The following is an 11,831-nucleotide window of genomic DNA, read 5'->3' as shown; positions in this document are numbered from 1 at the left end:
TAACTTTTTACTATCTACCCACTGTCTACCTTGTCTACCTCCTTAATGTAATTTTTTTGTTTCTGGTCTGATGAGTTCCAGCAGTACAAAAATTCCATAGGGGGAGAGTGGGAGGCTATTGGGTAGTGAGTGGGGTGAGAATGAAAAATCAATCCCACCCCTCTCAAAGCCTTTCAGCATAAGGGATTGAGCCATTGGGTAGAGAGGTAGACAGTAGTGCCCATAAAAGTTTTTCACCGCAGTTTTGAGCGGGCGAATGGCTCGAATTGATGCGCAGATGTAACTGTTCCACCGGTTCACCCGTTGGGGGAGAGAGCCGTCCATCTGGCTGGCCTGTTCTGACTCCTTCAAACAGCCACGGTGACCGTTCACCATGACTCGCTCCCATCCCTATAGTGATGCACCAGGACGCCAGCACAGCGCTATACCGGTGCCCAGGCTACACATCCCAGCCATACTGGCAGCACTGAGTGCTGACCGCAGGTAGAACGGTAGAGAAGGCCACGGACGCGCACACGTCACGGAATCCGCGCTCTTCCGCTCCCGCCTGCGCGGTGCATCAATATAATTTTTTGCAGAAATGGATTCGTGCAATTTGGTACTGCCAACCCGCATGAATACTGGGTTCTGCGCATGTTTTGAAAACTGAAAAGAGTGAAAGGAATTTCACTACTTTGCAGTTTTAGCAAGAAAATTGGCCGGATAAAAAATTTATAACTCCATGTTTTTTCATGGTATTTCATATTTTCCGTGGGTTTTCATGATGTTCTTGGGTCGTACTGCAACAGTGATTAAAATCAAAAATGCGCAATAAAAACAACACGTTAAGTAATGTTGGCTATTTTTGTGTTTTTGCAATTTTGCAAAAAACAAATAGCCGCTATTTTCATCTGAAAATTAATAGGTCCATTTAAAGTTGACCTTAGATATTAAATTAGCAACCATTGCATTAATACTGACCGTTAATAAATGTCAGATGGTATAAACAAGTATATATAGGTAATAAATATATGGCCTGGATGGAAAAGTTAATGATGCAGGTGGCCTTAATTGATCAGGTCACCAAGCCCCTAGCGAAGATCAATGCTGCCGTTGGCAGCGTTGGGGAAAGCGTTCAGCAGAATTGGGGAAAAATGGCTGGGGGCGCAGGAGCAGTGATCTCTGGCGTTCTTGGTATTCAAGCGGTCTTACAGCCTGCAGTTGAGATGGATCGCGCCCTGGGAGAGGTCGCCTCACTGGGTATTGCAGAACAGGCGTTGGATAAACTCGGCATGACAGCGCTGACGTTCAGCATGGATTACGGAAAATCGGCCACAGATTTTGTAAGAGCCTCTTATGAGATTCAGTCTGCAATTGCTGGCCTTGAAGGGTATGAGCTGTCCACATTTACGAAAGCATCAGGGGTTCTGGCAGCAGCGACCAAAGCGGACACAGGCACGATCACCAGCTTTATGGGTTCGATGTACAGCATCTTTGAGAAACAGGCTAATGCCATCGGACGAGCCCAATGGGTAGAGGATCTGGCGGGGAAAACAGCCACGGCAGTACAGATGTTCAAGACCACTGGTAAGGGTATGTCTGACGCTTTCGAGGCTATTGGGGCTGCCGGTAACATCGCTGGTGTCTCGATGGATGAGCAGTTCGCCGTGCTTGGTATGTTGCAATCAACGATGGGAGGCGGAGAGGCAGGCACCAAATTCAGTGCTTTCTTGTCAGGGATCGGGAACGCCCAAAAAGTTTTGGGGATGGATTTCAGAAACAGCGCCGGGCAAATGATGCCGGTACTGGATATCCTCGAACAGCTCAAATTGCGGTACGGTGAAACCCTGACGATCGCCCAGGGAGATGAGCTGAAGAAAGCGTTCGGCTCGGACGAGGCTGTCGCCATGATTAAGTTGCTTATGACGAACACCAAAGCTCTTGGCAGCAACATCAACGCCTTGGCCAATACGCATGGCATGGGGAAAGCCGAACAGATGGCGGCATCGATGACCGATCAATGGCAGAGGCTGGAAGCGGTATGGTTCGCGATCCGGGCTAGTGCTTTTGGCCAGCTCACCCCTGCGATTAACGATGTGATATCCCATATCGTAGACGCAGGGGGCGTAATGTTGAGATGGACGAAGCTATTCCCCAATCTGACAAAAGCCATCTCCACCGTGGTTCTGGCTGTGGCGGGGTTTGCCGCTCTTGGTGGAGTCATGGCCATTCTCTCAGCACTGGGGGGGTTATTCGCGGCGCTAGCATGGCCAGTGTTCCTGGTAGGGGCCGCCATTGGCGCACTGGTGTTGTGGTGGGACCCTATCAAGGCATTTGCTCAGGGACTGATATCGACACTAGGACCTGCTATCTCGCTGGTGTTTGAACCTTGGGCCGAGATCCTTCCTGTTATCTGGGGCGGCATTTCGAGTGTCATCTCAAAGATAGGCGAGTTCTTTGGCGCAACGAATGAGGCAACCGGTGCATTCAGCAACATGACAGAGATGGGCAAATCAGCCGGCACGATCCTTGGGTCCATATTCAAGGTGCTGTACTCACCCATCTGGGCGATCGGCAAAGCCATTAAATGGGTGCTGGAGATGTTCGCCAAATTGCCTGGCGTAAACCTCGATGTGGGTTCAATTCCTGAGCTGAGTATGCCAAGCGCAGAGAACATTAATGCTCCCCTTGCTCGCTATCGCCAAGGTGGCCAGAACAGCATCCCATCGGGTGGCCTTGGTCAGCAGTTGATCCAGGCAAATGCTGCAGCCACCATAGCCAACCAGAAGCCATCCAAAGCGCTGCACATCGGAGAGGTTCATATGCACAACCAGAACCCGATGACACCGGAACAGATGGCAGAGAACGCTTGGCTCGAAACTCCGTGATATACCATGGCGCCAGTCTCTTACGACTGGCGCCATGCTACAACGTGACCCCAAGCGTGACCCTAATTATCTGGTTGAAATTAATTTTCCTTATAAAACAAAGCAGTTAGACCATTAAGACGATTCACATCAAAAACATGCAGGGGGAGGAGCAGAAGGTCGAATCCAACTCCGGCGCCCTGCCGCCACCTCCTGCCGAAGAGGGCAAGCAGCCCGCTTAAGGGAAGAGAAACCAGCAAAGCCGCTCACCTGTGTGAGCGGCTTTTTTATTGCGTTCACATGATCGGTCAGCGGATCGGAGAAGGCTCGGCAAGCCCTGGGGAGATGGCCACTCAGCAAGTGTTGCCCTCTCTGGCGCCAGAACAGCGTTATTTTATAAACAAAAAGGTTTATAAAATAAGCCGCTAAACGCGTTGAATCATTGCCGCACGCCGCGCTGGTGACATCGGCAGACACCCAGCAGGCCCCTCCGAAACGGTGCAACATGCTGCTCCAGCCCACTTTTCCCCTGCTTTCAGATGAGACGATAGCCCGCCCCCGCTGCGCCCCAGAAATCCATTTACCACCTGAGCTGGCTAACCTATGTTAGAGAAAGTGACAAAAGGATCAGGGAGCACCACGTGACGATGGAAGAGAGAGAACTGCAGCAGATCCTGTTTCGCTCCTTTGACGTGATACCGCTCCCCATTCTGGTGTCAGAATCGGTGGCGCGCCGCGAGGGTCTGCCCGATACCGGTGACAACATCCCTGTGCGTCGCCATCGCTTTCTCAACCGCGCCTTTCGCGAACAGCTCGGGTATGACCTGGCCGATCTGCCCGATATGGACAGCTGGTTTCGCCTCGCCTATCCGGATGCAACCTACCGCAGCGCGATCATTCAGGCCTGGCACACCGAGGTAGAACAGTCACTGCAACAGGGTCTGGAAGTGGCAGAGATGCCCGCCCTGATCCGCTGCAAGAATGGCCAGCACCGCTGGTTCGTGGTGACGGCTCAGCTGGGGGCCGATGCCATCCCGAATGGCCATATCGTCACCTTCCGCGACATTCACGACCTGCAGTGCATGGTGGAAGAGGTCAGCCGCCTCTCCTGCACCGACCCCCTCACCGAGCTGTGCAACCGTCGTGGTGCCGAGCAGCAGCTGCAATCCCACCGGATGCAGGGCGATGCCTTTGCCCTGGTGCTGGGCGATATCGACCACTTCAAGCAAATCAACGACCGTTACGGTCACCCTGCGGGGGATGCGGCACTCTGCGCCGTTGCCGAAACCATGACTGAGCTGCTGCAACCGGGGGAGTGTCTGGCCCGCTGGGGCGGCGAGGAGTTTCTGCTGATCTTGCCGGATCACACGCTGGAACAGGCCGCCTGCCGGGCCGAACGGCTGCGCCAGCAGGTCAGCGAGCTGGCCATGCCATGGCAGGGACAGACTATCACTCTCACCATCAGCCTTGGCTGCGCCGCAACCCGGGGCGATCAGAGCATCGACTACCTGCTGATGATGGCGGATCGGGCGCTTTATCTCGCCAAGGAGCAGGGGCGTAACCGGGTGGTGGTTGCGAAAGAGTAAGGGAGGAGAGGAAAGGGGTTCTGGGCCGGATCGCAGCCATAAAAAAACCGAAGCACAAGGCTTCGGTTTTTTGTTGCAGTAACAGGCTCTTGGCCTGTCACGGCTTATTTCTTGATGCGGATCACCGGGGTCTCGCCCACAGTCACGGCACCAGTCATCTTCACCAGCTCTTTGATCTCGTCCATGTTGGAGATGACCACCGGAGTCAGGGTAGATTTGGCTTTCGCTTCCAGAACGGCCAGATCGAACTCGATGATGGTGTCGCCGCGCTTGACCTGCTGGCCTTCCTGAGCGATACGCTTGAAGCCTTCGCCTTTCAGTTCAACGGTGTCGATACCGAAGTGAACGAACAGCTCGATGCCAGAGTCAGATTCCAGAGAGAACGCGTGGTTGGTCTCGAAAATCTTGCCGATGGTGCCGTCGCACGGAGCAACCATCTTGTTGCCAGCCGGCTTGATGGCGATACCGTCACCAACGATTTTCTCGGCGAAGACGACATCAGGCACATCTTCGATCGGCACGATTTCGCCAGACAGCGGAGCAAAGATTTCGATGCCACCGGTGTCAGAACTATCGTCGGAAACCAGTTTCTTCAGTTTGTCGAACAGACCCATATAAAGCTCCTAGAGATGATTTTTCGCTGTTTGCAGCCGATCTTAGCAGACTGCCTTCTGCTTAATAAAGTTATCTACGCATGCTTCGATTTCAGCAGCGGTGGCAAAGCTCAGTGCTTGATCAGCCATTGCCTTCACATCTTCGAAGTTGGTGTTGCGGATAAGCTTCTTGATACGCGGTACAGAGATGGCGCTCATGGAGAACTCATCCAGACCCATACCCAGCAGCAGCAGGGTGGCACGCTCGTCACCAGCCAGTTCACCACACATACCGGTCCACTTGCCTTCGGCATGGGATGCATCGATAACCATCTTGATCAGGGTCAGGACGGAGGGTGACAGCGGGTTGTACATCGCGGAGATCATCTCGTTACCACGGTCGACAGCCAGGGTGTACTGGGTCAGGTCGTTGGTACCGATACTGAAGAAATCCACTTCCTTGGCAAGATGATGAGCCATGACGGCAGCAGCCGGGGTCTCGATCATGATACCCACTTCGATGGATTCATCAAAGGCTTTGCCTTCGGCACGCAGTTCGGCTTTCAGCGTCTCTACGGTAGCTTTCAGGCTACGGAACTCTTCGACAGAGATGATCATCGGGAACATGATGCGCAGTTTGCCAAAGGCAGACGCACGCAGGATGGCCCGCAGTTGAGCGTGCATGATGTCTTCGCGGTCGAAGAAAATACGCACGGCACGCCAGCCCAAGAAGGGGTTCATCTCTTTCGGGAAATTCATGTACGGCAGCTCTTTGTCGCCGCCAATGTCCATGGTACGCACGATGATCGGCTGATCCGGCATCGCTTCGGCCACTTCTTTGTAGGCTTTGAACTGCTCGTCTTCGGTCGGCAGCGCGTCACGGTCCATGAACAGGAACTCGGTACGGTACAGACCCACGCCTTCGGCGCCATTGCGAATGGCACCTTCGGTATCCTTGACGGTACCGATGTTGGCGCACACTTCGACCTGATGACCATCCAGAGTGATGGCAGGCAGATCTTTCAGCTTGGCCAGCTCGTCTTTCTCAGCCTGATAACGGGCCTGAGTCTCTTTGAACTGGGTCAGCTCGGCTTCGCTCGGGTTGATCACAACTTTGTTGTGGATGGCGTCGAGCAGGATCATCTCACCGTTCTTGACGCGATCGGTGATGTCGTTGGTGCCCACGATGGCCGGCAGCTCCAGAGAGCGGGCCATGATGGAGGTGTGGGAAGTACGGCCACCGATGTCGGTAACGAAACCCAGCACATATTTCAGGTTGATCTGAGCAGTTTCGGACGGGGTCAGGTCTTTGGCGACCAGAATCACCTCTTCGTCGATGGTGCTCAGGTTGACAACGGCGATGCCCAGTACGTTCTTGACCAGACGGGTACCGATGTCACGGAAGTCGGTTGCGCGCTCGCGCAGATAGGGGTCGTCCAGCTCGGCCATCATCTTGGCGTACTGTTCGATCACCTCGTAGATGGCTTTGTCGGCGGATGCCTTGTTATCTTTGATGAAGGATTTGATATCCCCTTCCAGCTCTTCATCTTCGAGCAACATGATGTGGCCTTCGAAGATGGCCTCTTTTTCTTCGCCGAAGGTGCGACCGGCCATCTCTTTGATGGCTTCCAGCTGTGCAGCTGACTTGGTGCGGGCTTCGAGGAAGCGGTTGATCTCGGCATCAATCTGGTCAGCAGAGATCTTGCCCTGATTGATAACGATTTCATCTTCTTTCAGAAGAAGCGCCTTACCGAATGCGATACCGGGGGACGCAAGAATGCCAGATATCATAATCCTTCCTATTAAAACGACTGTGGGGGAGGAATAAAGCTGGATTACTCCAGCTCGTCCATCAGGGCAACCAGCTTCTCAACGGCTTTCTGAGCGTCCGGGCCGTCGGCCTGGATGGTCACGTTGGTGCCTTTGGTCAGACCCAGAGTCTGCAGCTTGAACAGGCTCTTGGCGCTGGCAGATTTGCCACCGGAGACCACAGTGATCTCGCTTTGGAATTCTTTGGCTTCTTTCACGAACTGAGCTGCCGGACGGGTGTGCAGGCCGTTTTCAGCAGTAATAACAACAGACTTCTCGTACATGGTTTCACCCCATATTATTGATATTTTTTAGTGAGCTGGTCGCTTTTCAGACAACCTGACCCACCGTGTCAGTATGGATATGTTGTAAAGTAACGAAAGCAGACCCGCAATGGTTTAATCCAGGTCAATTTTCTGTGCAGTATTTCGGTGTCTTGGTCGGGATTTTTCCGTTATTGGGCTACAAGCCGCATCAGGACTGGCCTGAAATTATTTTATAACGAAAAATAACACTTTGTTACTTTGTGATACCTGACCATAAGACACCGCGTGACGCCGCACAGGATATGAGATTTATCACAGAATGTCTGCTTTTTTTCTCGCTCCGGAGCTTGTTATTTTACCCCAAAAAATAAGGGCCCGAGTGGCGCTGGGCGATGCAGAGTCTAGCCCATAAAGAAACGGCGCTCCTGGGAGCGCCGTCTGGTCAGTGCAATCTTGTGGTTTACTGCTGCAGTTCTTGTTCGCTGAATACGCCGGCAAACAGGGCACTGGAGAGGTAGCGCTCCGCGGCGCTCGGCAGGATGACGACAATCGTTTTTCCTTCAAACTCCGGCAGCTCGGCCAGACGGCTGGCAGCCACCACGGCAGCACCGGAGCTGATACCTGCCAGGATCCCCTCCTCCTCCATCAAGCGACGAGCCATCTCGATGGCTTCATCGCTGGTCACCTGCTCGACCCGGTCAATCAGAGAGAGGTCCAGGTTGCCCGGAATAAAGCCGGCGCCAATCCCCTGGATCTTGTGGGGGCCCGGTTTGATCTCTTCACCGGCCAGCTTCTGGCTGATGACCGGCGACTCGGCAGGCTCAACGGCGACAGAGACCACCGCCTTGCCCTGAGTCTTTTTCAGGTAGCGGGAGACACCGGTAATGGTGCCACCGGTACCGACCCCGGCCACGAACACATCCACCTCACCGTCAGTGGCATCCCAAATCTCGGGGCCGGTGGTCTTTTCGTGGATCTCCGGGTTGGCCGGGTTTTCAAACTGTTGCAACAACACATACTTGCCCGGCTCGGACTCGAGGATCTCGTTGGCTTTGGCAATGGCCCCCTTCATGCCGAGCGGCCCTTCGGTCAGCACCAGATTGGCACCGAGCGCCTTGAGCAGCTTGCGGCGCTCCAGACTCATGGTGGCCGGCATGGTCAGGGTGATGGGATAGCCACGAGCAGCCGCAACAAAGGCCAGAGCAATACCCGTGTTGCCGCTGGTGGGCTCAATGATCTCCTTACCCTTGGTCAGGATGCCGCGCTTCTCGGCATCCCAAATCAGGTTGGCACCGATACGGCACTTGACGCTGAAGCTGGGGTTGCGGCTCTCGATCTTGGCCAGCACGCGGCCTTTGGTAACACGGTTGAGACGAACCAGCGGGGTGTGACCGATAGTCTGGCTATTGTCCTCAAAAATTTTGCTCATGGTGCTATCCCTGTGTTTGTTACGACGATGAAACAAGATTACCCTGTGGTTTCTGAATGAGAAGTGACTATTCGTTATAACCATATGGTATTACAACATATAGAGCTTATTCTCTCTGGCCCCTGACTCCGGGAGCCAATCGTCAAAGGAACCGACGTTATGGGATTTTCAGGAAGCAGCCAGTATCTCGCCTCCGATGCATTGAAGATGGCGGTCAATGCCGCCATCACCCTCGAAAAACCGCTGCTGATCAAAGGGGAGCCGGGCACCGGCAAGACGGTGCTGGCGGAAGCGGTCGCCGACCATCTTGGCACCGATCTCATTGCCTGGCATATCAAGTCCACCACCAAAGCCCAGCAGGGACTCTACGAATATGATGCGGTGGCCCGGCTGCGCGACTCCCAGCTCGGCGACCCCAGAGTGGCCGATATCAGCCACTACATTCGCCAGGGCAAGCTGTGGCAGGCTTTCAGCGCCGAGCAGCGACCGGTGCTGCTGATCGACGAGATCGACAAGGCCGACATCGAATTCCCCAACGATCTGCTGCTGGAGCTGGATCGGATGGAGTTCGATGTCTACGAGACCGGCGAGCGAGTCAAGGCGCGCCAGCGGCCGGTGGTCATCATCACCTCCAACAACGAAAAAGAGCTGCCGGATGCCTTCCTGCGCCGCTGTTTCTTCCACTACATCCGCTTCCCCGACAAGGCCGAGATGCAGGCCATCGTCAAACTCCACTACCCCGACCTCAAGGAGAGCCTGCTTGGCGAGGCAATGGATCTCTTCTTCGAGCTGCGCGAGGTAGAGGGGCTGCGCAAGAAGCCCTCCACCTCGGAGCTGCTGGACTGGATCCGCCTGCTCTTGGCCGACGATATCGCCCCCGAGGCGATGCGCGCCCGCGAGCCCGGCAAGCTGGTGCCCGCGCTATATGGCGCTCTGCTCAAGACCGAGCAGGATCTGCATCTCTTCGAGAAACTCGCCTTTTTGGCCCGGCGCGGCAGCTGACTCATGCTGATCGACTTTTTTACCCACCTGCGCCGCCACAACCTCCCCTGCAGCCTGCGCGAACTGCTGGACTTGCACGCCGCACTGGCTGCCAGGCTGGTCACCATCGATATGGACGAGTTCTACCAACTCTCCCGCTGCCTGCTGGTAAAAGACGAGGCTCACTACGATCGCTTCGATCGCGCCTTCGCCGAATACTACGAGGGGCTGGAAGCCATTCCCCTGCTGCCGGAGAGCCTGCCCGAGGAGTGGCTGCGCAAGGAGTTCGAACGGCTGTTGAGCCCAGAGGAGAAGGCGCTGCTCAAATCCCTCGGCGGACTCGACAAGCTGCTGGAGACCCTCAACCAGCGGTTAAGCGAGCAGAAAGAGCGCCACGGCGGTTTTCACCCCGAGGGCATCCGCATGGGGGGAGAGGGGCAGCACGGCAAGGCAACCAAGGTGTGGGAGGCCCGTCACTATCGCAACTTCAGCGACGACTCGCCGCTCGGCCAGCGCGCCATTCAGCTCGCGCTGCGCAAACTCAGGCGCTGGGTGCGCAAAGGCAATCCCGACGAGCTGGATCTCGACGACACCATAAAAAGTTCTGCCCGCCAGGGCTGGCTCGATGTGAAGCTGCGGCCCGAGCGCCACAACGGGGTCAAGCTATTGGTTTTCTTCGATGTGGGAGGCTCCATGGATGCCCACGTGGCCGAGGTACAGCGCCTCTTCTCCGCCCTGCGCCACGAGTTCAAGCATCTGGAGTACTTCTATTTTCACAACTGCCTCTACGACTTCGTCTGGAAGGATAACGCCCGCCGCTTTGAGGAGCGGTTCGATACCCTGCGGCTGCTGCGCACCTACGGCAGCGACTACCGGGTGATCCTGGTGGGGGATGCCACCATGGGCCCCTACGAAATCACCTGGCCGGGTGGCAGTGTCGAGCAGTGGAACGAGGAGTCGGGTCAGGTGTGGCTTACCCGCTTGCAGCAGCACTTTCCCAAACTGGTGTGGATCAACCCCACCCCGCGGCGGGAGTGGCTCTGGCATCCCTCCATCAAACTGATGAATGACGTGGTTGGCGGGCGGATGCATCCGCTGACTCTGGCGGGTCTCGCTGCGGCGATCGACCAGCTGTAACCCTCTCTACCCTATAAACCGACAAGCCGGGAACGCACCCGGCGAGGAGCAAAGATGACCTCTATCGTGATCAGTGGCTCAGGCCTCTATACCCCACCCTTTGCCGTCAGCAATGAAGAGCTGGTGGCCGCCTTCAACCAGTATGTGGATCTCTATAACGAGGAGAACGCCTCCGCCATCGACGCCGGCCAGCTCCCCGCCAAGCAGCACTCCAGCTGCGAGTTCATCGAGAAGGCCTCCGGCATCAAGAGCCGTTATCTGGTGAGCCGCGAGGGGGTGCTCAACCCCGACATCATGCAGCCGCTGCTGGCTGAGCGGCCCGATGAGATGCCTTCCATCATGGTGGAGATGGCGGTGGCCGCCGCCGAACAGGCGTTGATCGCCGCCGGCCGCGAGCCGGGGGAGATCGATCTGGTCATCGTCGCCGCCTCCAACATGCCGCGCCCCTATCCGGCGCTGGCCATCGAGCTGCAGCACTATCTGGGGGCGAGCGGCATGGCCTTTGACATGAACGTGGCCTGCTCGTCTGCCACCTTCGGTATCAAAACAGCCGCCGACATGCTGGCGGCAGGCAGCGCCAAACTGGCGCTGGTGGTCAATCCCGAGATCTGCTCGGGCCACCTCAATTTTCGCGATCGGGATAGCCACTTTATCTTCGGTGATGCCTGTACCGCGGTACTTTTGGAACGAGCGGAAGATTGCAAGGTGGCCAATCCGTGGCAACTGGTAACCAGCAAGCTGGTGACCCAGTACTCCAACAACATCCGCAACAACTTCGGCTTTTTGAACCGGCTGAGCCCGCGTACCCGCTACGGCGACGACAAGCTGTTTCGCCAGCAGGGTCGCAAGGTGTTCAAGGAGGTGTTACCACTGGTGTGCGACCAGATTGCCGGCCAGCTCGACGAGCAGGGCTGGCCCGCCGAGAGCCTGAGCCGGCTCTGGCTCCATCAGGCCAACCTCACCATGAACCAGTTCATCGGCCGCAAGCTGCTGGGCCACGATGCCAGCCAGCAGGAGGCGCCGGTCATTCTCGACAGCTATGGCAATACCAGCTCGGCGGGTTCCATCATCGCGTTTCATCTGTACAATCGCGACCTCCCTGTCGGGGCGCGCGGCGTCCTCTGCTCGTTTGGAGCCGGCTACTCCATCGGTAGCCTGCTGCTGCAACGGTGCTGAGGATGGTG

The 11,831-nt window shown here is 56.0% G+C and carries 9 protein-coding genes; 5 read left to right on the top strand and 4 right to left on the bottom strand.

Features of this window, described 5'->3' with window-relative positions; translation table 11 throughout:
- Positions 1 to 1,010: 1,010 nt before the first annotated feature.
- Entirely contained in the window at positions 1,011 to 2,867 is a 1,857-nt protein-coding gene (locus AACR93_RS16485; RefSeq protein ID WP_043851385.1) for a phage tail tape measure protein, read from the top strand.
- A 626-nt stretch (positions 2,868 to 3,493) separates the two neighbouring features.
- Complete coding sequence (locus AACR93_RS16480) at positions 3,494 to 4,432, top strand: GGDEF domain-containing protein (protein ID WP_043851384.1); 939 nt, start codon at positions 3,494 to 3,496, stop codon at positions 4,430 to 4,432.
- Positions 4,433 to 4,536: 104 nt separating this feature from the next.
- Here the strand turns inward: AACR93_RS16480 and crr are convergent, their stop codons facing one another.
- The 4 genes from crr to cysK form a co-directional block, all read right to left on the bottom strand.
- Positions 4,537 to 5,046, bottom strand: coding sequence for a PTS glucose transporter subunit IIA (gene crr, locus AACR93_RS16475; RefSeq protein ID WP_005303134.1), 510 nt, complete (start codon positions 5,044 to 5,046; stop codon positions 4,537 to 4,539).
- A gap of 42 nt (positions 5,047 to 5,088) precedes the next feature.
- Positions 5,089 to 6,816, bottom strand: coding sequence for a phosphoenolpyruvate-protein phosphotransferase PtsI (gene ptsI / locus AACR93_RS16470; protein ID WP_043851383.1), 1,728 nt, complete (start codon positions 6,814 to 6,816; stop codon positions 5,089 to 5,091).
- A gap of 44 nt (positions 6,817 to 6,860) precedes the next feature.
- Entirely contained in the window at positions 6,861 to 7,118 is a 258-nt protein-coding gene (locus tag AACR93_RS16465; RefSeq protein ID WP_005303128.1) for an HPr family phosphocarrier protein, read from the bottom strand.
- A gap of 442 nt (positions 7,119 to 7,560) precedes the next feature.
- The gene (gene cysK, locus AACR93_RS16460; protein ID WP_005347490.1) at positions 7,561 to 8,529 is read right to left on the bottom strand and encodes a cysteine synthase A; all 969 of its coding nucleotides are present in this window, start codon (positions 8,527 to 8,529) and stop codon (positions 7,561 to 7,563) included.
- A gap of 159 nt (positions 8,530 to 8,688) precedes the next feature.
- On the opposite strand from cysK, the gene AACR93_RS16455 reads away from it, so the two are divergent.
- The 3 genes from AACR93_RS16455 to AACR93_RS16445 are packed head-to-tail and all read left to right on the top strand — an operon-like array spanning position 8,689 to position 11,823.
- The gene (locus AACR93_RS16455) at positions 8,689 to 9,531 is read left to right on the top strand and encodes an AAA family ATPase (protein ID WP_005347493.1); all 843 of its coding nucleotides are present in this window, start codon (positions 8,689 to 8,691) and stop codon (positions 9,529 to 9,531) included.
- 3 nt (positions 9,532 to 9,534) lie between these two features.
- Complete coding sequence (locus AACR93_RS16450; protein ID WP_043851382.1) at positions 9,535 to 10,647, top strand: vWA domain-containing protein; 1,113 nt, start codon at positions 9,535 to 9,537, stop codon at positions 10,645 to 10,647.
- A gap of 54 nt (positions 10,648 to 10,701) precedes the next feature.
- Entirely contained in the window at positions 10,702 to 11,823 is a 1,122-nt protein-coding gene (locus AACR93_RS16445; RefSeq protein ID WP_043851381.1) for a beta-ketoacyl-ACP synthase III, read from the top strand.
- Positions 11,824 to 11,831 lie beyond the last annotated feature (8 nt).

This window comes from Aeromonas sp. L_1B5_3, assembly GCF_963866575.1.
Taxonomy (GTDB): Bacteria; Pseudomonadota; Gammaproteobacteria; order Enterobacterales; family Aeromonadaceae; genus Aeromonas; species Aeromonas jandaei.
Note: the sequence above shows the minus strand (reverse complement) of the source record. Positions and strands in the feature narration are given on the sequence as shown.

What these genes read in the sequence shown, in the direction of transcription:
- AACR93_RS16480 (WP_043851384.1), top strand. Translation starts at nt 3,494, where the DNA reads ATGGAAGAGAGAGAACTGCAGCAGATCCTGTTTCGCTCCTTTGACGTG.
- AACR93_RS16450 (WP_043851382.1), top strand. Translation starts at nt 9,535, where the DNA reads ATGCTGATCGACTTTTTTACCCACCTGCGCCGCCACAACCTCCCCTGC.
- AACR93_RS16445 (WP_043851381.1), top strand. Translation starts at nt 10,702, where the DNA reads ATGACCTCTATCGTGATCAGTGGCTCAGGCCTCTATACCCCACCCTTT.
- ptsI (WP_043851383.1), bottom strand. Translation starts at nt 6,816, where the DNA reads ATGATATCTGGCATTCTTGCGTCCCCCGGTATCGCATTCGGTAAGGCG.
- AACR93_RS16485 (WP_043851385.1), top strand. Translation starts at nt 1,011, where the DNA reads ATGGCCTGGATGGAAAAGTTAATGATGCAGGTGGCCTTAATTGATCAG.
- AACR93_RS16455 (WP_005347493.1), top strand. Translation starts at nt 8,689, where the DNA reads ATGGGATTTTCAGGAAGCAGCCAGTATCTCGCCTCCGATGCATTGAAG.
- cysK (WP_005347490.1), bottom strand. Translation starts at nt 8,529, where the DNA reads ATGAGCAAAATTTTTGAGGACAATAGCCAGACTATCGGTCACACCCCG.
- AACR93_RS16465 (WP_005303128.1), bottom strand. Translation starts at nt 7,118, where the DNA reads ATGTACGAGAAGTCTGTTGTTATTACTGCTGAAAACGGCCTGCACACC.
- crr (WP_005303134.1), bottom strand. Translation starts at nt 5,046, where the DNA reads ATGGGTCTGTTCGACAAACTGAAGAAACTGGTTTCCGACGATAGTTCT.